Genomic DNA, 23,236 nt, shown 5'->3' with positions numbered 1-23,236 from the left:
GGCTTGCGACTATTTCCCGGCCGTCTTCTGCTTTCCGCCTTCCACTTCCAATCCCAGCGTCCGGCCCGGAAAACCCGCGGCGTCGAAATAGCGCTGCGAGCCGACGCGCTGGAAGTTCAGCACGGTGCGCAGGCCGTTGGCCGGCTTTGATGTTACGGTACCGGCATAGGCTTTCGGCGTTGCGCCGTTCGGCATCGCCTCGGTCATGACGCGGCCGATCAGTCTGCCCTTGGCCTTTTGCGTCAATCCCAGCAACTTCGCCGCGGTGGCGCCGACGTCGGCGTTGCTGACGGGGAGGGGATCGACATAGCCCGATTTGAAGTCGGGTCCGATCGCCGCCATGAAGTTCAAGGTATCGCCACGGCTGAAACTGCCATGCATGCCCTGGCCCTGGCGCAGCACGGTGTCGGCAATCTGCACCGAACAGTTGGTCGGCTCGTCGCATCCTGACGACCACGAGCGGAAGTTGACCACGATCGACGGATGCGGCACTACCGCCTTGCCCTTGAGGCCGAGCTGCGACATCGGCAGCGTGCCGGCGAAATTTCCGAGCTCGTCATCGACAAAGAGGCCGCTGACGTAGTCCTGCTCCAGCAGCGCCTTGATGACGCGGTCCGCCAGCTTGCGTTCCTTGGACGGGATATAGATCAGATCGGATCCGCCATTGGTCGCGACCACGACGTCGGGTTTCGCGGGGTCCTTGCCCAGCAATCCATTGCCGGCCCGGGGATGGGCATTGTCGCCGACGCGCGCGTTCTTGTCGTTGGGGTCGAACAGCGGCAGGTTCAACGCTTTCGCCAGATCGATGGCGACGAAGCCCATGGGGAGAAAATCTTTCGGCGTGTCTTCGTAGGAGATCTTCGCCGCGGGACTGGTCTTGCTCTCCTTCGAGATCGTCGAGAAGCCATGGTCGGAGGAGACGATGATGTTGGTGTTCGCGGCGAGGCCGAGCTCGTCCAGCGCCTTGCGGAGCTGGGAGAGGTTGTTGTCGGCGTTCCTGATGCCGGCCATCGAGGTCGGTCCGTTGATGCCGGGCGTGATGCTGTTGAGGCTGTCGCCGGTGTTGTGCTGGCTACCGTCGGGGTCGCGCGACCAGTACACCAGCACGAACGGCTTGTTGCGCGCCTTGAACATCGGCAGCACGACCTTGGTGGCGACGTCGGCCATGTAGGCCTGTTGCACGACATTGGCGCTCGTGGTGCCCGGCGTCCTGGCGTCGCCGGCCTTGCTGTTCTCGCCGCGCGGCGGCGTCTCCAGCGGCAGGCCCGCTTTCGTCAGCGCCTCCTTCATCTCGTCCGACAGCGGGACGCCGTTCTTGCCGCCGGTGGCGTCGTCGATGATGATGGAATGCAGCCCGGCTGTGCCGACCTTGTCGGTATGGTCGAAGATGAAGGTCGGGCCGTGCTTGCCGATGGCCGCGGTGCTGTAGCCCTTCGCGCGCGCCATCTTCAGAAGCGTATCTTCGTTCAGATAGTCGCCGCCGAAATGCTCGTCGACCTCGAGCAGGACGGGATTGACCTCAAGGAACGGTGTCACCGTGTTGTTGGAGTGGGCGATGGGCCGGGCGGTATAGATCGTGTTGCTGAAGGTACCGGTGTCGCCGAGATAATGGCCGCTCGCCATTGCCGATCCGTTCGCCATGGTGAAGGTCGGAAACAGCGAATGCGAGTTCTTGAAGTTGACGCCCTTGTCGCGCAGCTCGGCCATTGCAGGCGCGGTCTGCGACGTCACGATGCGCCCGCGCAGGCCATCCGGCACGAACAGGATCAGGTTGCGGGGCGTGGCGTTCTGTGCCGACGCGGCGGTTGCGGTCAGCATCATCAGGCCGGTGGACAGCAACAGGATTGTGCGGCGCATCAGCTTCTCCCCCAAAATTCGTCCCCAAAGGTCCGGACCGAACTCACGGCGCTTGGCCGTAGCCCTCGTGTAATTTTTCTCTGCAACAGGATTGTTGCATCTGATGGAACCGGGCTCAAGGGTGGCAAGGTTGCAGTTCCTGCGAACGGGCAGGCGGAAACATTGCGGCCTGACGCCGTTTTCATGAGCAGGAGGCTGCCATGAGCAAATTTCACGAGAGAGCCGAGACTCAGACAAAACAGATCATCGGGCAAATGCTCGGCGATGAGCTGCTGGTCCAGGAAGGCAAGGATCAGCAGCGCGAAGCGACCGAGCCCGAACCGGCTGCCAAGGAAAAGGACAAGAGAAAGGATCAAGGCATCGTGCGCGACGAGCGCGGGCAGGAACAGCCCCGCGACAAGGAGCGCGCCCAACGCGTGAGCAGGGTCGATCGGGGCGGTGATCCGCCCGGGAAAAAGGTCTGAAGATCTCTTCAGACGCCCCGTCGTGCTATCGAGAAACGAAAGGGAGGCGGCCTGAGGGCCGCCTCCAGTTAGAGTACGTCCGCTATTGTTTACTGACAGATGTGGCGGCGGCCGTCCTCACCCAGGAACACCGTTCCGGGCTGACAGACGAATCCATTGTTGTAGCCGCCGTAGTAGCGCCGCCCGTAGTAGCCGTCATTATAGGCGTAGACGTCGTTACGGAATGGCGCGGTCGCAATCGCACCGGCCGTGCCGATGGCGCCGCCGACCACGCCCGCGGCTACTTCACCGGGCCAGAAGCCGCTGTGATTGTGATACATCCGCTGCTGCGTTTGCGGCGAACGGGTCGAGTCCGATCTTCCATGACGGTCCTGCGCCAGCGCAGGTGCCGCGATCACTGTGGTCAGAACTGCGGCTGCTGTCAGGAACTTCAAGTTCATCAGTCTTCTCCGTTGTGGTGACATCGGGCCAACGACCGGCATCCGTCACCGTTCCGGTATCGTGATCGCTCCATTTCAAACGGATGTGAGGTTTCAGTTCCCCAAGATGTTCCGCGATCGGTGTCGCTTGGAGCTGCGAGGGCGCCAGAGCCTCGATTGCTCCGGGAACGATGTCAGGCCATGCCGATTGATCGGGACAAACCGAGCGAGGTCCCCATGAAAAGCAAGCGTATCGCCGCCGACGATAAGGCGCAGGTTCACGTCGTCATTCTGGACACGGGCGAGGAGGCCTTTGCCGCGCTCACCCGGTTCGTCAGGCAAGCGGGAATTTCGGCGGCGTCGCTGACGGCGATCGGCGCCTTCGAACGAGCGACGGTCGGATGGTTCGACATCGCCTCGAAAAGCTACCGCAAGATTGAAGTCGGTGAGCAGTGCGAGGTCCTGAGCGCCCTCGGAGATGTCGCTGACGGCGACGACGGCGAGCCCAGCCTCCATGTCCATGTCGTGCTGGGGCTCGCCGACGGCTCCACGCGCGGCGGTCATCTCCTGGCGGGCACGGTGAGGCCTACGCTCGAAGTAATCCTGACCGAGGTGCCGGCGACCCTTCGACGTCGGAAGAGAGCCGATCTCGGGATTGCGCTGATCGACCTTGCGGCCAGCGGCTGACGCTTTAGGAACCATTTCACGCGATCCAGGATTGTCAGCGCATCATCAATGGAGGAAGTCATGGCTGACAAGGATCTCAACGAATTGTTTCTCGATACGCTCAAGGACATCTATTACGCCGAAAAGCAGATCCTGAAGGCGCTGCCGAAAATGGCGAAGGCCGCCAATTCGGACAAGCTGCGGGCCGCATTCGAGAAGCACCACGAGGAGACCGAGGGGCAGGTCGAGCGTCTGGAGAAGATATTCGAAATCCTCGGCAAGGCGGCACGCGGCAAGAAGTGCGATGCCATCGAGGGCCTCATCGACGAGGGCAAGGAGATCATGGAGGAGTACGCCGACACACCAGCGCTGGACGCCGGCCTGCTGGCCGCCGCGCAGGCAGTCGAGCATTACGAGATTTCCCGCTACGGCACGCTGAAGGCGTGGGCGACCAAGCTCAACAATCCGCAGGCCGTGAAGCTGATCGACCAGACGCTCGCCGAGGAAAAGAAGACCGACGAGACCCTGACCAAGATTGCGGAAACCGCCGTCAATTACGAAGCTGCCGCCTGAGCGTGATCCGGCGGTGAGCGGTGCTCCCGGCTATGCGACACGGAGCACCGCTACTGGCGGCGCGCCATGGCGGTATCGCTATCGGCCCGATGCGCCATATCCTGTCCATCGCCTGAGTAGCCGCTCGATGGCTGCGCCGATCGCGAGTCCGGCGACGACGTCGCTGGTCCAATGGGCGAGCAGTATAATCCGCGTCACAACCAGCCCCGCGCCGATCGACCAGACCAGGCCGCGTTTGCCTGTCGGCAGCACGGAAGCGGCCGAAGCCAATGCGCCGACATGAACCGCGTGGCCGGAAGGAAAGGCGTCGCGGGGCTTTCCGGAATACGGCACGCCGTGCAGATGCGCGCGCAGCATGCGGCGATCCGGGCGTTCCTGATCGAAGATGCTCTTCAGGACATGCGGCAGAATCGTCGCCGCCAACGTCGTCAGCAATACATGGCTGCTATCGTGCCGCGCCCGCGCGCTGCCGCCGAGGCAATAGAGCCACCAGCCGGCGGCGAGCGCGCAAAGAACATGTTCGTCCGCTCCCCAGCTGAGGATCTGGGTGGCCGTCTCCAGTCTGGGATTGGTGTGCCTGGAAATCGCGTCCGCGATTTCGACGTCGGTTTGGGTTGGTTGGACCCGGAAAAGCGCCATCGTACGCCTGCGCCGCCTCGGAAAAAAAGCCCCGCCAACCCCCGTCCACGGGATGTTCGGCGGGGCTACAAGTTCGACGTCGCGGGGAGGAAACGCCGATACGGAAAAACCCTCATTGTGTCGGATCGTTCCTGATCATGTCGCGCAGAGAGCGCCACAAATAAATACCCGCTGAAGTAGCCGATTGGCGAGCGCTTACAATTATTTGCGCGGGCGGCGCCAACGTAAGCAAACGTTTAGTCGCCGCCCGTAAAATGCCGGCATCAGCTTCTGCATTAACCCCTGGTTAAGCCATGCGCCTGCTGCCGATGAAAGAGCCGGATAGGTCCTGGCGAGCGATCAAGGGCCAGTGGAAGAAAGACGCCGAAAGCGTCGGCGAGGACTTTTCGACCTTTTCGACGGGAAACTTCTCTGCCTATGACGCCCTGACCAAGGATGGCGACAACCCCAACCTCTACTGCCTTTCCGACGGCGAACGGATCCATGCGGCCTGCCAGGTCAGCCGCCTGATGATGAGCAAGTTTCCGGGTCCCATCCTGCGTGCGCGCTTCATCGTGGTGTCGCCGATCTACGATCTGGGGATCGCCAACGCCGGCCAATACGCCCAGATGATGGTCGCGCTGTTCTCCGGCATCGTGTGGCTGTCGCGCGATACGATGACCGCCAGCCACATTCGCTTCTTCCTGAAGAGCCCCGGAGATGCGCAGTTCTTCGCGCCGCTGCAGGCCGCGACCGAACTTTCGCCGTTCTCGGAATTCACGATCGATGGGGCGCTGATCGAGTGCAGCCTCAAGGAAGCCGAGATGGCGGAAAGCGCCTGAGTCCGCGGCCGCCTTAACCTTGCGATAACTCATTTTGCTAACGCCCTTTTGGGTTGTGTTCCCTACAACAAGCGCTTGTGGGGGCGGCGAGAATGCTGAGCAATTCATCGGAAGACGTCATCGCGGAGAGCCGGCCGCAGTTTGATATCCGCACGCCGTGGCGGATCAGGCTGGGTGCGATTCAGTGGCTGATCATCAGTGCCGCAGGCATCGTGCTCGCGATCACGCTCGGCACCGGCTATTTCGCCATGCAGTACCGGGAGCGGGCGCTGGAAGCCGCCGAGCGCGAACTCAGCAACAGCGCGCTGTTGCTGTCGCGGCATTTCGACCAGCAGCTTAGCGATCTCCAGCACGTGCACGAGGACGTCATCGCCGGCATGCACGCCGACGGGATCGATACCGCGGACGAATTCGAACAGAGAATGTCGAGCTTGAGCGCGCACGAGATGCTGCGCTCCAAGCTGGCGGCGCTGCCGCATGTCGGCGCGCTGAATCTGTGGAACGCCAAGGGATGGCTGATCAACTCCTCTGAGATGTGGCCGGTACCGGATCTCAGCATCGCGGAACGGCAATACTTCAAGGATATCGCGTCGGGGCGGCCAACGCCCGATGTGATCGTGGAGCCGGTCGTCAGCAAGGTCACGAAGAACTGGACCACGCTGTTTGTACGCAAGCTCGTCGGCCGCAACGGCGAGGTCATCGGGATTGCCAGCCGTGGCGTCGAGCCTTCGCATTTTGACGCCTTTGTCGGATCGCTGGAGCTCAACGGCGATACCGCGATCTCGATGATTCACCGCAACGGCACCATCATTGCCCGCTATCCCAAGGATGACAACCTGGTCGGCTACAACGTTGCCGGCTCCGAGGCGTTTCAACGCGCGCTGGCGGGGGACGGCAATATATCCGGGCGCTTCACCAGCGAAAGGCTGCCGGAAAACAAGGTCGGCGCGGTGAAGTCGCTGATGCACTTTCCCATCCTGATCGTGGCGACCACAAGGACCGAGGCCGCGCTGGCGGACTGGCGAGCGCAGACCAGGCTGCAGTTCTGTGCAGCCAGCCTCGCGATCGTCGTCGTCATCGTCATGCTCTTCCTGATCGTGCGCCAGCTTCGCCGCCAGCATGCCGCCGCGCAGCACAAGCTCTCGGAAAAGAGCCAGCATCTCGACACCGCCATCAACAACATGACGCAGGGCCTGCTGCTGTTCGATTCCTCCGGTCGCCTGGTGATCTGCAACCGGCGCTATATCGACATGTTCGGGCTGTCGCCGGAGATCGTTAAACCCGGCTGTCATCTGCGCGACCTGATCCAGCATCGCCAGGAACGCGGCTCCTTCATCGGCGACGTCGACGCCTATTGCGCCCGCTTCCTCGATCCCAATGGCAGCCTCGTCCAGGACACCGTGACCTCGACGCCCGACGGGCGTACGATCCGGCTGATCTTCAAGCGCTCGCCGGACGGCGGCTGGGCCACGACGATGGAAGACGTCACCGAAGGGCGGCGCGTCCAGGCCAGGATCGAGCATCTCGCCCACTACGATGCGCTGACCAATCTGCCGAACCGGACGCTGTTCCAGCGCCATGCGGAGGGATTGTTGCTGGAAGCCGAGGGACGCAAGTTCGCGATCCTCTATATCGATATCGACGAGTTCAAACGCATCAACGACACGCTGGGACATTTGATCGGCGACGAGTTCCTGAAGGGCGTGGCGGAGCGGCTGCGGCAGTCGGTCGGCGCCGAAGATTTCATCGCCCGTCTTGGCGGCGATGAATTCGCCATCCTGCAGGACGGCATCGAGAGCGCCGAGGACGTTCACGCGCTGGTCGCACGGATCTATCAGGCGCTGCGCACCCCCTTCGATTGTCACGGCCATCGACTTTCCAGCGATGCGAGCATCGGTATTGCGATTGCGCCGCGCGATGGCTCGGACCTGTTCTATCTTCTGAAGAACGCCGATCTTGCGATGTATGCGGCAAAGGCGGCCGGCCGGCGGACCTATCGCTTCTTCGACCCCGAAATGGAGCAGCAGGCCAATCATCGCCGCGAGCTGGAGGCCGATTTGCGTGCGGCGCTGGCGGAGGGCGGTTTCGAGCTGCACTACCAGCCGCAGGTCGACCTGCGCAGCGACGTCGTGAACGGCTGCGAGGCATTGCTGCGCTGGCGGCATCAGGTGCGCGGCATGGTTTCGCCCGCCGACTTCGTGCCCGTCGCCGAGGAAACCGGACTGATCGAGGAGATCGGGCAGTGGGTGTTGCGTACCGCCTGCGCGGAAGCTGCGACCTGGCCGTCGCATGTCCGCGTCGCCGTCAACGTCTCGCCGATCCAGTTCCGTTCGGAAACGCTGTCGCTGAAGGTTGCCGCAGCTCTCAACGAAAGCGGGCTCGACCCGCGCCGGCTGGAGCTGGAGATCACGGAAGCCGTCCTGATCGCGGACGACGACGCTGCGCTGGTGACGCTGAACCAGCTCCGCGCGCTCGGCATTCACATCGCGCTGGACGATTTCGGCACCGGTTATTCCTCGCTGCAATATCTGCAGCGCTTTCCGTTCGACAAGATCAAGATCGACCGCTCCTTCGTCAAGGAAGTGACGCGCAATTCCTCGTCGGCCTCGATCATCCGCGCGGTGGTCAGCATCGCTGCCGACCGCAACATGATCACGACCGCCGAAGGCGTCGAGACGCTGCAGCAACGCGAGACCGTGCAGAATCTCGGCTGCACCCAGATGCAGGGCTACCTGTTCAGCGGGGCGCGTCCAGCACAGGAAATCCGCGCGCTGCTGGCGTCGGGGAAAGCCGGCGTCGAGGTCGCGGCGTAAGACTGCTTCAGGCCGGCTGCGGCCGCGCCTCGGAAATCGCCTTCCGGAGGATCCGCGACAGCAACTCCACCGAATAGGGCTTCTGGATCAGTTCGAAGCCGCGGTGGGCGTTTTCCGCCAGCACGTTGCTGTAGCCGCTGGTCAGGACCACAGGCAGGCCGGGATAGCGTTCCCGTATGATGCCGGCGAGCTCGACGCCGTTCATGCCGGGCATGATGACGTCTGAAAATACCAGATCGGCGGAAAACTCGTCCTCGGCGAGGATCGCGAGCGCGGCATCCGCGCTGGCGACGCGGCGGACGGTGTAGCCGAGATCTTCCAGGAGTTCGGTGGAAAATTGTCCGACGTCGTCATTGTCCTCGACCACAAGCACGCGGTAGCCGCGGCCGCGGGTTGCGGGCTCGCTGCCGGTTGCGGCAGCGATAACGGCGTCGGCCGGTATCGCGGCCTGCGGCAGGTAAATCGTGAACGTCGCGCCGTGGCCGGGCTCGCTCGCGACCGCGATGTCGCCGTCGGATTGCTTGGCAAAGCCGAACGCCTGGCTGAGGCCGAGCCCCGTGCCCTTGCCGACTTCCTTGGTGGTGAAGAACGGCTCGAAGATCGTCTCTAGCAATTCGGGTGCGATACCGCAGCCGGTATCGGTCACGGTGATTGCGACGAAATCGCCGTTGCGAGCGGGCTGGGCACGCAGCGGCGGAATGGCGTCTACCTTGCGGACGCGGATGACGAGCTGGCCCTCGCTGTTCATGGCATCGCGGCTGTTGACGGCGAGGTTCATCAGCGCCGTTTCGAACTGGGCGATATCGGCGATCGCGAAGCAGTTGAGGTTGGCGATCTCGACGTCGATCCTGATGCGGGCGCCGACGAGGGGGCGGATCAATTGTGCCACGGACTCGATCTGGGTACCGACATTGAAGACCTGCGGCTTCAAGGGCTGTCGGCGGGCGAAGGCCAGCAATTGTCCGGTCAGCTTGGAGGCGCGCTCTACCGTCTCGCCAATCGCGTCGATGTAGCGGCGGCGCCGCTCCTCCGGCAGCTCGCGGCGGCGCAGGAAATCGGTTGCGGAGCGGATGATGGTCAGGAGATTGTTGAAATCGTGCGCCACACCGCCGGTCAATTGTCCGACCGCTTCCATCTTCTGCGACTGGCGCAGCGCTTCCTCGCCCTGGCGGCGCTCGGTAACGTCGATGGCCTCCGGCACTGCGCCAATCACGATGCCGTGGCGGTCATGCAGCGGGCGCATCGCAAAATCGAAATAGCGGTCGCCGACCGGCAAATGCAGCAGCATCTCGATCTTGATCTCTTCACCGCGCATCACGGCGATGAAGGCGTGGTGCACGGCGTCGCGCATGCCGGAAGTCTCGGCAAACCACGGCGTGTCCCAGAACGGCTGGCCGACCACGGCGCTGGCCCCAGCGCGGATGCCGGCAAGCGCCGTCCGGTTGGCATAGAGCACGTCGCCATGCTGGTTGAGCAGCGCCTGATATTGATGGCTGGTCTCGAAGATCGCCCGCATCTGGGCTTCGCTTGATTCGAGCTGCGCAGTTCGTTCGGTGATCCGCAGTTCGAGGATTTCGTTCAACCCGCGCAGATCGTGTTCGGCCTGCTTCGCTGCGGTGATGTCATGAGCGACGCCGATGAAGCCATTGTGCTGGCCGGTCGGATCCCAGCGCGGTTGAGATTCCGACCGCAGCCACCGCCATTCGCCGTCGGCGCGCTGATAGCGCGCCTCCAGCACGAACGGTTTCAGCGAGGCCTCGCCCGCGATCGATTCCTGCACGATGCGTGACTGGTCGTCCGGATGCAGCCGCTTGCGCCAATCGAATACGATGGCTTCCTCGAACGGCAGGCCGAGGAAATCGAGATAGGCCTGGTTGGCGAAGGAGCGCGTGCGGTCGAGCTTGGTAACCCAGATCGGCACCGGCGCGCTGTCGGCGATGAGACGGAAGCGCTCCTCGCTTTCGCGCAAGGTAGCCTGCGCCAGCATCTGAGGGGTGACGTCGCAGTCGGCGCCGACCAGGCGCAGCGCGCGGCCGTCAGCCTCGCGCTCGATCTTGGCAACGACACGGATCCAGCGGGTCTCGCCGTCGTTCGGCCGCACGATCCGGTATTCGGCGGAATAATCCTCGCTCCCGCTCTTCAGTATGCCGAACAGATGCTGGACTGTGCGCTCGCGATCCTCGGGATGGATCCGGCTGACCCATTCCTCATAGGTCTCGTTGGCAGCCTCCGGCGGCAGGCCGTGAACCAGCAGATACTCGGGAGAGCGGCGGTTCTTGACGCCGTCACGGAAATCGATTTCGAGACCGCCGACGCCGGCGATGCGCTGGATCCGCGCGAGCTCCGCCTCGCGCTCCTGCAGCGCGCGATGCGCCTTGTCGCGCTCGCTGGCAATTTCCTGCAGATGTTGCCGCAGGCGTTCGGCGGCGGCAGCTTCAGGCCAGACGTTTGTGCTGTCGGAAGGAGTCATGCGGGCCGGCAACCTCTGCCGGCACTTTCACACAGGACGCGGCAAACTTTCCAGCTTCATTTGCCTTTCGATGGTGACCGGCAGTTGTAGGCCCGGCGGAACCCGTCGGCCTGCGCCTGTTCCTCGGAACAGAACCAGCGATCCGGTTTCAATCCCGGATAGGAGCGGCATCCCTGGAGGTGGTAGATGCCTTCATTCCCGGTGATGCGTGCGCGAACAGCATGCTTGCCCTTGATATTGCAGCCTGCCGGCATCACGAGTTCCTCGGGGAACAGGACATCTCGGATTTCGCGGTCGCGGTCGGCGCGGCACGAGGCGCCGAGCAGGGCGCCGTCCGTCTTCCCGGCGCGGAACTCGCGTGGCGCGACGAAGCAGCCTTTCCAGAGACCTTGGCGGTCGTCCCTGGCTCGGGCTTCGTCCGGCTTGAAGCGCCCGCTGGCGGACGCCTCGACATTCAAGGCAAAGCCGTTGCGGACCAGCAACTGGCTGAGACTTGTCGTCTCTCCCTCGACCTTGCACACGCCGATGCGCCGTTTCTTGTAGGTGGGATCGGGACCCAGATCGTCGCAGCGGACCTGCTTGCCGCCGATCAATTTGGTCAATTGATCGCGTGCCTCGATACCGCAGGTCCAGTTATCGGCGCGTTCGTCGATGCAGAACTGGTCAACGCTCGGAACATCGATGCCGTCGAGGCGGAAGGTAACGTTGCCGAGCTGAAGCGTGCTGCCATCCCGGACGATGGCGGTGGCGGCCGAACTCTGACTCGCCGGAAGGACGATCGACAGCAACGCTGCAACCAGAAAAAAACGTGACCGCATCTGTTTCATTTCAAATCAATTCCAACCAGCCGGTGTCTTCTAGCACATGTCAGCATCAAGGGACCAAGCATCGCGGCCTATGCCTCTCTGACGTCTATTCCATGGTCGCTCAAGGCCTCGAAGAGAGTTTCTATGACCTCGGGCTCAAGCCTGTGGGCAGATGACGGCACGAGTTCGTCTATTTGGTCGAAGGTGATGAAGCCCTGCCGCTCGCCGATCTCGATCGCTCTTTTGATCATTGTCGATAAGCCCATGTGATCGCTCTCCTGAAATAGGTGCTCCTACTAAAGGGCAGCAGAAGACCTGTTGACTCCGTGAGAACAAAATAAGAACATGAGCATTCTCCCAAACACGGAATATGTCTCATGTCGTTCTCTTCACAGCCGAAATCCGAAGAGCGCGACGAGCTTGAATCGGCGGTGGATCAGGCCATTTCGGCCTGCGGCGGCGATATGCGGGCGACGATCCGCGCGCTGATCCTGGCCAATGAATATCTGGAATCCGAGGTCGGCGAGCTGATGAAGGCGGTATCCCATGCCTATGCGCGGGGCCGCTTCAATTCCTATTCCGGGTGAGTGGCGGCCGGGCAGGGCGGCCATCCGATACGAGACCGTTGCCTCCATCGATTTTTGCTGTACGACGGGTGGGTTACCCGCGTCCCGCATGTCCCAATGCGGGGGAGGATCCTGCCCAAAGCTCAAGCAAGAAGAACATGTTCAAGAGAATTCTGATCGCAAATCGCGGCGAGATCGCCTGCCGGGTCATCAAGACTGCGCGCCGAATGGGGATCGAGACGGTCGCGGTATATTCCGAGGCCGACCGCGATGCGCTCCACGTCGAAATGGCCGATGAGGCGGTGCTGATCGGCCCGCCGGCCGCCGCCGAGAGCTATCTTTTGATCGACAGGATTGTCGATGCCTGCCGCAAGACCGGCGCGCAGGCGGTGCATCCCGGCTATGGCTTCCTGTCCGAGCGCGAAGCGTTTCCGCGCGCGCTGGAGAAGGCCGGGATCGTCTTCATCGGACCCAATCCCGGCGCGATCGCCGCGATGGGCGACAAGATCGAATCCAAGAAGGCCGCGGCCAAGGCCAAGGTCTCCACGGTGCCCGGCCATCTCGGCGTCATCGAGGACGACAAGCAGGCGGTGAAGATCGCCGACGAGATCGGCTATCCCGTGATGATCAAGGCCTCCGCCGGCGGCGGCGGCAAGGGCATGCGGATCGCACATTCGAAGGGGGAAGTCGCGGAAGGCTTCAACCTCGCCAAGGCCGAAGCGAAATCCTCGTTCGGCGACGATCGCGTCTTCATCGAGAAATTCATCGTCGACCCCCGCCATATCGAAATCCAGGTGATCGGCGACAAGCATGGCAACGTGATCTATCTCGGCGAGCGCGAATGCTCGATCCAGCGCCGCAACCAGAAGGTCATCGAGGAGGCGCCGTCGCCGCTGCTCGACGAGACCACCCGCCGCAAGATGGGCGAGCAAGCGGTCGCGCTGGCGAAGGCGGTGAACTACGATTCCGCCGGCACCGTCGAGTTCGTCGCCGGCCAGGACAAGAGTTTCTACTTCCTGGAGATGAATACCCGTCTGCAGGTCGAGCATCCCGTCACCGAACTGATCACGGGTATCGACCTCGTCGAGCAGATGATCCGGGTTGCCGCCGGCGAGAAGCTTTCGATTGCGCAGAAGGATGTCCTGCTGACCGGATGGGCGGTGGAATCGCGTGTCTATGCCGAGGACCCGTTCCGTAACTTCCTGCCCTCGATCGGCCGTCTGGTAAAATACCGGCCGCCGGCGGAAGCGAGCCAGGACGGCGTCACCATCCGCAACGACACCGGCGTGCAGGAAGGCGGCGAGATCTCGATCCATTACGATCCGATGATCGCAAAACTCGTCACGCACGCGCCGTCGCGGGCCGCCGCCATCGAGGCGCAGGCCACCGCGCTCGACGCCTTCTACGTCGACGGCATCAGGCACAATATTCCGTTCCTGTCGGCACTGATGAACCATCCGCGCTGGCGCGAGGGCAAGCTCTCCACCGGCTTCATCGCGGAGGAGTTTCCGAAGGGCTTTTCGGCGCGCCCGCCGGAAGGCGAGATCGCCCGGCGGCTCGCCGCCGTGGGAGCTGCGATCGATCATGTGCTCGGCGAGCGCAAGCGGCGGATCTCCGGCCAGTTGACCGGCCGGCTGGTGCAGCGCGAGCGCCGCCGCGCGGTGTGGCTCGACCGCGACGAGATCGCGCTCGACGTCGCGCGCGAGGCCGACGGCATCGCGGTGCGCTTCATCGGCACTGACGCTCTGCCTGGCAATCCGCACAATCTGGTCTCGGCCTGGACGCCGGGCGAGCCGGTCTGGCAGGGCACCATCGACGGCCATTTCGTGGCGATGCAGGTGCGTCCAATTCCAAACGGCTTCCGCCTGGCGCATCAGGGTTTTGAGGTTGCGGTCCAGGTGTTCACCGAAAGCGAGGCCGCCGCCGCGCGGCTGATGCCGGTGACGTCGGCAGCCGATACCGGCAAGAAGCTGCTGTGCCCGATGCCCGGGCTCGTGGTGTCGATTGCGGTCTCCGAAGGGCAGGAGGTCAAGTCCGGCGAAACGCTGGCCGTGGTCGAGGCGATGAAGATGCAGAACGTGCTGCGCGCCGAGCGCGACGGCACGGTGAAGAAGATACACGCCGCGGCCGGTGCCACGCTGGCGGTGGATGCGTTGATCCTGGAGTTTGCGTAGACCCGACCCCGTCATTGCGAGCGCAGCGAAGCAATCCATGGCGCGGCAAAGAAAGTATGGATTGCTTCGTCGCCGCGCTCCCTTGCACAAACGCTTCGCGTTTGTCGCAGGCAATGACGAATGAGGAGCTTTGTGATGGCTTTCCGTCAGCGTCGCGAGAGATTGCGTTCCATCCTCAACGGCCCCACCTGCATTCGGCCGGGGTCGGTCTATGACGCGACCTCGATCCGTATTGCCGAAGACTTAGGTTTCGAGCTCGGCATGTTCGGCGGCTCGGTGGCCTCGCTGGCCGTGCTCGGCGATCCCGATATCGCGCTGATCACGTTGACGGAGCTGGCCGAACAGATGCGTCGGATGTCGCGCGCAGCGGCATTGCCGGTGCTGGTCGATGCCGATCACGGCTATGGCAACGCGCTCAATGTCCGCCGCACCGTGCAGGAACTCGAAGCCGCGGGCGCTGCCGGCCTGACCATCGAGGATACGCTGCTGCCGCAGGCGTTCGGGCAGGCCGCAACGCAACTGATCCCGCTGGAGGAGGGCGTCGGCAAGATGAAAGCCGCGCTCGACGGACGCAGCGATTCCTCGCTGGTCGTCATGGGACGCACCGGCGCCGCATCCATCACCGGCCTTGACGACGCCATCGCGCGCGCTCGAGCGTATGAAGCCACCGGCGTCGACGCGCTGTTCTTCACCGGCATCAAGAACCGCGCCGAGCTGGAAGCCATTTCGGCCGCAACGAAGCTGCCGATCGTGCTCGGCGGCGCGCCCGAGGAGATGACCGCACTGGATTATCTCACCGGTCAGCGCGTCCGGATCGCGCTGCAGGGCCACGCCCCATTCGCCGCCGCCACCCAAGCCGTCTATGAAACGCTGAAGGCGCTGCGCGAGGGAGTTTCGCCGAAGAGCTTGAAGGGTCTGGCGTCGTCCGAACTGACCGGCCGTGCCATGCGCGAGGCCGACACAAAGGAACGTAGCGCCGCGTTTCTGGGGCCGCAGAAGTCATGAGCGGGACGATCCGCCATGTCACGGTCAAAGGCCGCGTGCAGGGCGTCGGTTATCGCGCATGGGTGGAGGATGAGGTGACCGCGCGCGGCCTCGAGGGCTGGGTGCGCAATCGCCGCGACGGCAGCGTGGAAGCTGTGTTCGCCGGGCCGGCCGACGTCGTCACTGACATGATCGCCGCCTGTCGGCGTGGCCCATACTCCGCACGCGTCGACGCGGTACAGGACGAGTCCGGCACTCCGGACATGCTGAAGCAGCGGCGGACGGCGGAGCGGTTTTCGGTGCTGCCGACAGTATAACGTCGGTAGCTGTTTGAATCAGGGCCGCTCTCCGAGCCTTCGACCTTGACCGAGCCGGTCGCCGATGGCCTACTCGGACATCAAGCGCGCAGGAGCAAATATCAGCTATCCGACTGGGCGGAGACGGCCGATGCACATTCGATCGCTGCTGACGGATCTATGTGATGCCTTCAACGAGCACGATCTTGATCGCATCATGGGATTTTTTTCTGACGATTGCGTCCTGGAGATGCCGAGGGGAGGCAAGCCTTGGGGGAGCCGTTTCGAGGGCAAACGGAGCGTAAGAGAAGCGCTGGCAACACGCTTCGAAGGCCTGCCTGACGTCCACTACGGCAACGAGGAGCATTTTGTAGATTCGACCGCCGAGACTGGCATCTCGAAATGGACTCTCACAGGCACCACCCGCGAGGGCACGAGAAAGGAGGTCCGAGGTTGTGACTTCTACACGTTTCGCAACGGGAAGGTGATCCGCAAGGACTCTTATTGGAAAATCGTGGAGTAGTCCGGTGGCGGCCATCGCGTCCAGCAAAGGCGGACATTCAGCAATAGCAGTTACGCCTGCCAATGCGTCCGTTCGCGCGGCGCGACCTCGCCGTCGTGCTGAATGGAGGCGCTTTCGACATATTGCAGGTCGAGCGAGGAATACACCATGCTGCGGTTGCGGCCGAGACGCTTGGCCTCGTAGAGCGCGGTGTCGGCTTCTCCGACCAGCGCGGCCTCGTCGAGCGTCGAGCGGGTTCTGGCGGCGACGCCGGCGCTGATGGTGACGTATCCGCGGCTCGAGGCAGTGTTGGGAATGCCCAGCGCCCGGATCGTCAGCCGGATGGATTCGGCGACCTTCAAGGCCTCGTCCTCCGAGGTGTTCGGCAGCACGACGGCGAATTCCTCGCCGCCATAGCGTGCGGACAAGCCCGACGTATTGGCGGTCGCATTGCCGATGGCTTTCGCAACCGCCTGCAGGCAGCGGTCGCCGGCCTGGTGTCCGTAGGTGTCGTTATAACCCTTGAAATTGTCGATATCGAACAGCAGCACCGAAATTTCTTCACAGGCTTCGTATTCGCGTCGCAGGAAACTGTCGAGCGTGCGGCGGTTGGTCAGTCCGGTGAGCCCGTCGGTCGCGGCGAGCTGGGTGAGACGGTGGTTGAGCTGCGTCAGCTCGTCTTCCATCCGCTTGCGCTCGGTGACGTCGCGGATGACGCACAGGAATTCCTTGCCGGTGGCGTCGCTGGTCTCCGTCGCCAGCTTGAATTTGCTTTCGACCCAGGCCAGCGTTCCGTCGCCGCGATAGTGCCGGAACACGACCGTGCTGACGCTGCCGACATCGCCAAGCCGCGTGGTGGCCTGCATGACGCTTTCCCGATCCTCGGCGTGGACCAGATCGAAGCATGATCTTCCGACCAGATCCCTGGCGCGCAGCCCGAGCACCGGCTCGACGGACTGGGAGACATAACGCAGCATGCTGCGGGAATCGATCAGGATGATGATATCGGCGATGTTGTTGGCCAGCAGCCGATAATGTGCCTCGCGTTCGCGCAGCGCGCGCTCGGTCTTGCTTCGGAAGCGGAACTGCAGCGCCAGCAGCGCCGCCAGCATCAGGATCATGCACAGGAGCACGCCGGCGACGATGACGTCGGTGCGCAAGGTCTTCCACCATTCCGCAAGCAGCCAGTCTTCCGACATGGCGACGGTGACCACCATCGGATAGTTCGGCGTCTCCTCATAGCCGAGGTGCTTCACGACGCCGTCGAACGGCGAGATGATCTTGTAGTATCCGACCGAGCTCAGCTTGAGATGCTTTGCGAACAGGTCGGTCTTGGAAAGGTTCGTGCTCTTGTCCGCCAGCGGCCAGCGTATCAGGAGCGTACCATCACGCCGTATCAGGCTGATGCCGCCGTCCGGGCCGAGTTGGAATGTCCGGTAGAAGCCGTTGAAATAATCCTTGTCGATCGCTGCGGCGACGACCCCGCCGAAGCTGCCGTCGAGCTTGGTGATACGTTTCGAGACAACGATCATGGAGGATTGATCGTCGACACGGGATTGCAGCAGCTCGCTGATCCGAAGCGCGTTGTCCGGTGTATCGCGATGGTAGGCGAAATAGTTGCGATCCGAGATAGTATGGCGCGGCATCTCCGCCAACGACGAGTAGGTCCAGTTGCCGCTGGCATCGGAGACGCCGATCCCACGCAATTGGGGCAGCGTCTTCGCCGTTTCGGCCAGGTACCGGTTGAACCTGTCAGGCTCGGGGTCGCGGTATTTCAGCAGGTCCACCATTCCCGCCATCGCGATATCGACCGCCTGGAGGGTGTGCGCGGCATGCTCCGAAAGCGAATGGGCGAGGTTTTGAATGTCGGAGCTGCCGCTCGCCAGCGCCGCCTTCTTGGCGTCGAGCGCCTTCCAGACCATGACGCCGAGCACGCAGGCGGTCATGACCAGCGCAAAGATGATGACCAGGGACGTCGACGTTACCCGCCGCAGTGGCCCGCCCGGGTCTGGGGGATTTCGATGGGGCATTCCGTGCCTTGATGACCGCGCCTGATCTCGTTGCCGGTGACGCGCGAGGAAGGAATCTAAGGTGTGACCGGTGCCAAAGGGTTAACGGACGGGCTCGGGAAAAAATGGAACCCAGCATTTCATTCGGGTTCCATCGCGGGAACCCGATCGGGCGAGCCTTGGCGATGAGGGAGGAGGGATAGCCGCGGGGCGGGAGCCTGAACCGCAAATGTCGGGCGCGAGCGCCCTTGACATCGGGACAGTTCCATCAGATATTTCTGTCATGACAGAAACAACCGACAAGAAGAAACTCCCCGCCGTCGTCGAACGGTTCATCCTGCACTGGGGTGACATGGGGGACGAGTGGGGCGTCAACCGCTCCGTCAGCCAGATCCACGGCCTGCTGTACCTCGCCGAGGCGCCGATGACGGCGGAGGACATCGCCGAGACGCTCGGCATGGCGCGTTCCAACGTCTCCAATTCGATCAAGGAGCTGCTGGCCTGGAATCTGATCCGCCGCGTGCCGATCCTCGGCGACCGCCGCGATCATTTCGAGGCCGAAACCGACATCTGGGAAGTGGCGGCGCGGATCGCCGCCGGCCGCAAGGAGCGCGAGATCGATCCCGCCGTCGATGCGCTGCGCGCCTGCGTCTCCGACGCGGCCGATGATCCGACCATCAGCCCGGTCGCGGCCAAACGGCTGAAGGAGATGCTGGCTTTCACCGAACTGGTCGACCGCTGGTACACGCAGATGCTGCATGTGCCGCGGCCGCGGCTGGTCGCGCTGATCAAGCTTGGCGAGAAGATCGTCAGCTTCTTGCCGGTGGGGAAATCGAAGTAGGGGCAGAGGGGCAGGCAGGAGTGTGCAATGGCGTCGACAAGAATACCAAGGTTTCCCGCAACGCCGGCCTCAAACACCATCCTGCTCGACGACCGCCGCTTCCACAATCTGTTGCCCGACGAGGAATGGGGCCGTCTGCCGCTGGCGATCTGGCGGCGCTTTTCCAAGCGCTTCGCCGACGGCGAGACCGTCGTCTATGTCGGAACGGTGGAGGAGGCGAGCTTTAGCCGCACCGGCTGGTGGCTGGCGCAGCTCGCGCGCGTGATCGGCGGGCCGTTGCCAACCGGCGCCGAGACCGGCGTCCCGATGGTCGTGGCGGTGACCGAGGATGCGGCGAGCGGCGGGCAGATCTGGACCCGCATGTGCGCGCGCAGCAACGGCTTTCCGCAGGTCATTCATTCGGCGAAACGGTTCGCCGGTCCAACCGGCCTCGAAGAATATGTCGGCTACGGCGTCAGCATGGCGCTGCTGATATCGGTCGAGCACGAAGCGCTGGTGTTTCGCAGCGTCGGCTATTCCCTGCAGATTGGGCCGTTGAGGGTGCCGCTGCCGCCCTGGCTCACGCCCGGCGATCTCACCGTGACCCATTCCGATCTCGGCGGCGGCACGTTCCGCTTCACGCTCGAGATCGTTCATCCGCGCTTCGGCAAGCTCATTCGTCAGTCTGCCGTGTTCATGGAGGCCGCATCATGACGTCGCTGCTCTGGATCCTGATTGCCATTCAGGTCGTGATGGGCGTGTTCGACACGTTCTATCACCACGAACTGACCGAGCGGCTGGCATGGCGTCCCTCGCAGCGCTACGAACTGCAGCTCCATGCCGTGCGCAACATGTTTTATGCGCTCTTGTTCCTGGTCCTGGGCTGGCTGGAGGTGCACGGCGTTTTTGCCATGCTGATCATTGCGGTGCTGGTCGCCGAGATCGTCATCACGCTGATGGACTTCGTCGAGGAGGACATGAGCCGGAAATTGCCCGCCAGCGAACGCATCAATCACACGCTGCTCGCGATCAACTACGGCGCCATTCTGGTGCTGCTGCTGCCGGTCCTGATCTCCTGGGCGATGCAGCCGACCGGAATCGAATTGGCCTACACGGGCTGGCTCAGCCTGATCGCGGCGGCCGCGGCCGTTGGCGCCGCACTGTGCGGCCTGCGCGATTTCTCAGCGTCAAAGCGCCTTTCGCGCATGACGGTGGCGCCCGCGGCAAGCCTGGTCGAAAAACTGCCCGCGCGGCAGACCGTGCTGGTCACCGGCGCCACCGGCTTCATCGGCAGCCGCCTGGTCGCCGGCCTGACGGGGGCGGGGCATCAGGTCATCGCGCTGGTGCGCAACCCGGCGAAGGCCGAGATGCTGCCGCCGCCGATCACGTTGATCACCAGCCTCGATCAACTCCCGGCCGATGCCCGTATCGATACGATCGTCAATCTTGCGGGCGAGCCGATCGGCAACGGGCTGTGGACCGAAGCCAAGCGCCGCAGGATTCTGGATTCCCGCATCAACATGACCGGCGATGTCGTCAGCCTGATCGCGCGGCTCGAGCGCAAGCCGGCCGTGCTGGTCTCGGGCTCCGCGATCGGCTGGTACGGGCTGTGGCAGGACCAGGTGCTGACCGAGTCCGCCAAGTCGCATGCCTGCTTCAGCCATGAACTCTGCGACGCCTGGGAGAACGCGGCGCGTCCGGCGGAGGCGCATGGCGTGCGCGTGGTATGTTTGCGGATCGGCCTCGTGATCGGAACTGATGGCGGCTTCATCACGCGGATGCTGACGCCGTTCGAGTTCGGCCTCGGCGGGCCGCTCGGCTCGGGCCGGCAGTGGATGTCGTGGATCGAGCGCGACGACCTGATCCGCCTGATCACGCATGTGATGTCGCGTCCGGAAATTTCCGGGCCGGTCAATGCGACGGCGCCGATCCCCGTTACGAATCTGAAATTCACCGAAGAACTCGGCCGAAGGCTGCGTCGTCCCGCATTCTTCCGCATTCCCGACGCGCTGCTGCGCCGGGTCGGCGGCGATTTCGCCAATGAATTGCTGTTGGGCGGCCAGCGCGTGCTGCCGAACAAGGCGCTCAGCAACGGCTTTGTGTTCCGGCACGAAACGCTGCGCAGCGCGTTCGAGGCGATCTTGTGAGGAGGGCGACATGTGCGCAACCGATTGTCATCGGGCGCTCGGGGGTTGGCTAGCCGGATGCTGTGCAGCCACCGCAGTGATCTACTTGCTCCTGTTGATCCTGGCGTGGACCCTCTCCGGTGACGGTTCGACGAGGCCCATGGGAATTAGCGCTTTCGGATTTCTGTTTGTCGTGCCGATCGTATTCGTATTCACGATGGTCCTCAGCGGAATTCCGGCTGCCCTGACGATATGGCTGAGCAGAAAATTTCGCATACGCTCTCTGGCGTTTTTTTGCTGCGGAGGCGCGACGATCGGTACCGTTAGCCAGTTCATCCTGTTTCGATCGTTTACGGAATTGGCCTGGCTCTTCGCCGTGGCCGGATTGGCGGCTGGTTTGACGTATTGGTTCGTCGCCGGAAGGTACGCCGGCCGGCAGGAGCCGGGCTAGCGCCGTCACCGCGGCAGCTTCGCGATCGCCTGGCTGAGGTCGTGGATTTCGTAGGGCTTTCGCAGGATCGGAAAGTCGCCGCGCACGTTCAGCGCAGCGTCGCTATAGCCGCTGGTCAGGAGGATCGGCAGCCTGGGCCTGACCGCCTTCAGGTGGCGGGCGAGGCCGAGGCCGTCCATTTTGCCGGGCATGACGATGTCGGAGAACACCAGGTCTATTCCGTCGAGCTCGATTTCGCGCAATGCCGCTTCGGCATTCGCCACCCTGCGAACGGTGTAGCCGAGCTGTTCGAGCAGGCCGGTGCTGACGGCGGCGACGTCAGGATTGTCCTCCACCAGCAGCACGATGCCGCTTCCGCCGGCTTCGACCGCATCGACGTTCTCGGCCGCGACGACCTCTTCCTTTCGCGGCAGCAGGATGGTGATCCTGGTGCCCTTGCCAAGCTCACTCACGACCCTGACCGTTCCGCCGGCCTGATGCGCAAAACCGTGAACCTGCGATAGTCCGAGACCGGTGCCCTTGCCGATCGGCTTGGTGGTGAAGAAGGGATCGAAGATCTTGCCCAGCACGTCGGGCGCGATGCCGGTGCCGGTGTCCGCCACCGAGATCGCAACGTACTCACCGTCCAGGGTCTCGCCGCCGGACCGTTCATTGTCCGCCGATATCGTGATGACGCCGCCGCCGGTCATGGCGTCGCGCGCGTTGATGACGAGATTGACCATTGCGGTCTCGAATTCCGCAATGTCGACCATGACCGGCCAGACGCCGGGAGCGATTTCGAATTGCAGCTTCACCGCGCTGCCGACACCGCTATCGAGCACCTCGCGCATCGTATCGATCCGCTCGGCGACATCGACGGCCTGCGGATTGAGGCTCTGCCGTCGCGCGAATGTCAGCAACTGGCTGGTGAGGGCGGCACCGCGTTTGGCCGCCCCTTCAATCGCCGATATCGCCCGCAGGCATTTGGGGTCGCTGCCGACGGCCTTCTTCAATGTGTGAAGATTGCCGCTGACGATCATCAGGAGATTGTTGAAATCGTGAGCGACGCCGCCCGTCAGTTGCCCGAGCGCATCGAGCTTCTGCGATTCCGCGAGCTGCTGGTGCATCTGATCCAGCTTGAGCTGGGCGTCGCGGCGTTCGGTAATGTCCCGGGTGATCTTGGCGAAACCGACCAGCCTGCCGTCCTCGTGGATGGGGTCGATGATGACGCTGGCCCAGAAGAACGTGCCATCTTTCCGCACGCGCCAGCCTTCTTCCTCGTAACGGCCCTGTTCGCGCGCGATACGCAAGGCCCGCAGCGGCTTGCCGTTGGCGCGGTCGACGTCGGTGTAAAAGCGGGAGAAATGCTGCCCGATGATTTCCTGGGGCGTGTAACCCTTGATCCGCTGGCCGCCGATGTTCCAGCTCGTCACTATCCCGGTCGGATCCAGCATGTAGAGCGCGTAGTCGACAACGTTCTCAACCAGGAGTCGGAAATTACGTTCGGATTCGAAGAGATCCCTTTCCTGTTGTTGATCTTTCTTGAACATCCGAATGCCCGTTTGATCGGCGCAAACGCGCAAGACACCAATTGGTTCCCGAAAAATCGGACTTTTTAACGAAACGGTACGTTCGGTGAGGCGACCACGATCCTGAACGTCGCCGCCAGCGTCCGCAACGCCATGAGCTTGGCGGGATCGCTCACCTTCGAATGCAGCATCACCTTCGAGGAAGGGAGCCGCGGCAGGCCCTGGGCTGGCCCGATGTCGATCAGGCCCGGCGGTGCGATCCGCCGCGCCAG

The 23,236-nt window shown here is 63.2% G+C and carries 22 protein-coding genes and 1 pseudogene; 14 read left to right on the top strand and 9 right to left on the bottom strand.

The genetic code is table 11. The annotated features are described in order from the left end of the window. Positions 1–9: 9 nt before the first annotated feature. A complete protein-coding gene (locus CQ12_RS12165; protein WP_057835547.1) occupies positions 10–1,857 on the bottom strand; it encodes an alkaline phosphatase family protein in 1,848 nt (615 codons plus the stop codon). Positions 1,858–2,057: 200 nt separating this feature from the next. On the opposite strand from CQ12_RS12165, the gene CQ12_RS12160 reads away from it, so the two are divergent. Continuing rightward, the gene (locus CQ12_RS12160) at positions 2,058–2,321 is read left to right on the top strand and encodes a hypothetical protein (protein ID WP_057835546.1); all 264 of its coding nucleotides are present in this window, start codon (positions 2,058–2,060) and stop codon (positions 2,319–2,321) included. A gap of 89 nt (positions 2,322–2,410) precedes the next feature. On the opposite strand, the gene CQ12_RS12155 is transcribed toward CQ12_RS12160, so the two are convergent. Further along, positions 2,411–2,761: a hypothetical protein gene (locus CQ12_RS12155; RefSeq protein ID WP_057835545.1), complete on the bottom strand. Its 351-nt coding sequence runs from the start codon at positions 2,759–2,761 to the stop codon at positions 2,411–2,413. Between the two features lie 216 nt (positions 2,762–2,977). Between CQ12_RS12155 and CQ12_RS12150 the strand changes: the two genes are divergently transcribed. Beyond that, a complete protein-coding gene (locus CQ12_RS12150) occupies positions 2,978–3,427 on the top strand; it encodes a PPC domain-containing DNA-binding protein (RefSeq protein WP_057835565.1) in 450 nt (149 codons plus the stop codon). Between the two features lie 60 nt (positions 3,428–3,487). Then, complete coding sequence (locus CQ12_RS12145; RefSeq protein WP_083519255.1) at positions 3,488–3,979, top strand: YciE/YciF ferroxidase family protein; 492 nt, start codon at positions 3,488–3,490, stop codon at positions 3,977–3,979. Positions 3,980–4,057: 78 nt separating this feature from the next. Here the strand turns inward: CQ12_RS12145 and CQ12_RS12140 are convergent, their stop codons facing one another. Then, complete coding sequence (locus CQ12_RS12140; protein WP_057835543.1) at positions 4,058–4,618, bottom strand: phosphatase PAP2 family protein; 561 nt, start codon at positions 4,616–4,618, stop codon at positions 4,058–4,060. 293 nt (positions 4,619–4,911) lie between these two features. Between CQ12_RS12140 and CQ12_RS12135 the strand changes: the two genes are divergently transcribed. Both CQ12_RS12135 and CQ12_RS12130 read left to right on the top strand, forming a co-directional pair. Next, positions 4,912–5,439, top strand: a complete 528-nt coding sequence (locus CQ12_RS12135; protein ID WP_057835542.1) for a hypothetical protein — start codon at positions 4,912–4,914, stop codon at positions 5,437–5,439. 92 nt (positions 5,440–5,531) lie between these two features. Continuing rightward, positions 5,532–8,252, top strand: coding sequence for a bifunctional diguanylate cyclase/phosphodiesterase (locus CQ12_RS12130; protein WP_083519254.1), 2,721 nt, complete (start codon positions 5,532–5,534; stop codon positions 8,250–8,252). 7 nt (positions 8,253–8,259) lie between these two features. Here the strand turns inward: CQ12_RS12130 and CQ12_RS12125 are convergent, their stop codons facing one another. From CQ12_RS12125 to CQ12_RS42145, 3 genes are all read right to left on the bottom strand, one after another. Continuing rightward, entirely contained in the window at positions 8,260–10,722 is a 2,463-nt protein-coding gene (locus CQ12_RS12125) for a hybrid sensor histidine kinase/response regulator (protein ID WP_057835541.1), read from the bottom strand. A gap of 56 nt (positions 10,723–10,778) precedes the next feature. After that, positions 10,779–11,540 (bottom strand): thermonuclease family protein, encoded by a 762-nt coding sequence (locus CQ12_RS12120; RefSeq protein ID WP_057835563.1) that lies wholly within the window; start codon positions 11,538–11,540, stop codon positions 10,779–10,781. A 77-nt stretch (positions 11,541–11,617) separates the two neighbouring features. After that, entirely contained in the window at positions 11,618–11,794 is a 177-nt protein-coding gene (locus tag CQ12_RS42145) for an RNA polymerase sigma factor region1.1 domain-containing protein (protein ID WP_083519253.1), read from the bottom strand. 111 nt (positions 11,795–11,905) lie between these two features. Here CQ12_RS42145 and CQ12_RS12115 point away from each other — a divergent pair, with 111 nt between their 5' ends. The 5 genes from CQ12_RS12115 to CQ12_RS12095 all read left to right on the top strand — a co-directional run bounded on the left by CQ12_RS12115 (position 11,906) and on the right by CQ12_RS12095 (position 16,071). After that, positions 11,906–12,115: a hypothetical protein gene (locus CQ12_RS12115; protein ID WP_057835540.1), complete on the top strand. Its 210-nt coding sequence runs from the start codon at positions 11,906–11,908 to the stop codon at positions 12,113–12,115. A 137-nt stretch (positions 12,116–12,252) separates the two neighbouring features. After that, positions 12,253–14,268: an acetyl-CoA carboxylase biotin carboxylase subunit gene (locus CQ12_RS12110; RefSeq protein WP_057835539.1), complete on the top strand. Its 2,016-nt coding sequence runs from the start codon at positions 12,253–12,255 to the stop codon at positions 14,266–14,268. A 135-nt stretch (positions 14,269–14,403) separates the two neighbouring features. Beyond that, a complete protein-coding gene (locus CQ12_RS12105; protein WP_057835538.1) occupies positions 14,404–15,273 on the top strand; it encodes an isocitrate lyase/PEP mutase family protein in 870 nt (289 codons plus the stop codon). After that, positions 15,270–15,569, top strand: a complete 300-nt coding sequence (locus CQ12_RS12100; RefSeq protein WP_057835537.1) for an acylphosphatase — start codon at positions 15,270–15,272, stop codon at positions 15,567–15,569. Before CQ12_RS12105 ends, CQ12_RS12100 begins: the two co-directional genes overlap by 4 nt. Positions 15,570–15,633: 64 nt before the next feature. Then, positions 15,634–16,071 carry a nuclear transport factor 2 family protein gene (locus CQ12_RS12095; RefSeq protein ID WP_245309872.1) on the top strand — a complete coding sequence of 146 codons (438 nt, stop codon included), beginning with the start codon at positions 15,634–15,636 and terminating at the stop codon, positions 16,069–16,071. A 50-nt stretch (positions 16,072–16,121) separates the two neighbouring features. On the opposite strand, the gene CQ12_RS12090 is transcribed toward CQ12_RS12095, so the two are convergent. Next, positions 16,122–18,080, bottom strand: coding sequence for a diguanylate cyclase (locus CQ12_RS12090; RefSeq protein ID WP_063799727.1), 1,959 nt, complete (start codon positions 18,078–18,080; stop codon positions 16,122–16,124). A 262-nt stretch (positions 18,081–18,342) separates the two neighbouring features. On the opposite strand from CQ12_RS12090, the gene CQ12_RS12085 reads away from it, so the two are divergent. The 4 genes from CQ12_RS12085 to CQ12_RS12070 all read left to right on the top strand — a co-directional run bounded on the left by CQ12_RS12085 (position 18,343) and on the right by CQ12_RS12070 (position 21,456). Then, positions 18,343–18,900 (top strand): GbsR/MarR family transcriptional regulator, encoded by a 558-nt coding sequence (locus CQ12_RS12085; protein ID WP_057835536.1) that lies wholly within the window; start codon positions 18,343–18,345, stop codon positions 18,898–18,900. A gap of 27 nt (positions 18,901–18,927) precedes the next feature. Beyond that, complete coding sequence (locus CQ12_RS12080; protein WP_057835535.1) at positions 18,928–19,593, top strand: DUF4166 domain-containing protein; 666 nt, start codon at positions 18,928–18,930, stop codon at positions 19,591–19,593. Further along, positions 19,590–21,026, top strand: a complete 1,437-nt coding sequence (locus tag CQ12_RS12075) for a TIGR01777 family oxidoreductase (protein WP_057835534.1) — start codon at positions 19,590–19,592, stop codon at positions 21,024–21,026. The genes CQ12_RS12080 and CQ12_RS12075 overlap by 4 nt, the downstream gene beginning before the upstream one ends. A 76-nt stretch (positions 21,027–21,102) precedes the next feature. After that, positions 21,103–21,456, top strand: a complete 354-nt coding sequence (locus CQ12_RS12070) for a hypothetical protein (protein ID WP_057835533.1) — start codon at positions 21,103–21,105, stop codon at positions 21,454–21,456. A 5-nt stretch (positions 21,457–21,461) separates the two neighbouring features. Here the strand turns inward: CQ12_RS12070 and CQ12_RS12065 are convergent, their stop codons facing one another. Both CQ12_RS12065 and CQ12_RS12060 read right to left on the bottom strand, forming a co-directional pair. Then, positions 21,462–22,985, bottom strand: a complete 1,524-nt coding sequence (locus tag CQ12_RS12065) for a PAS domain-containing sensor histidine kinase (RefSeq protein ID WP_057835532.1) — start codon at positions 22,983–22,985, stop codon at positions 21,462–21,464. Positions 22,986–23,050: 65 nt separating this feature from the next. Then, positions 23,051–23,236 (bottom strand): annotated as a pseudogene (locus tag CQ12_RS12060) (LysR family transcriptional regulator); the annotation flags it as partial.

Source organism: Bradyrhizobium jicamae (assembly GCF_001440395.1).
In the GTDB taxonomy this organism is placed as follows: Bacteria; Pseudomonadota; Alphaproteobacteria; order Rhizobiales; family Xanthobacteraceae; genus Bradyrhizobium; species Bradyrhizobium jicamae.
Note: the sequence above shows the minus strand (reverse complement) of the source record. Positions and strands in the feature narration are given on the sequence as shown.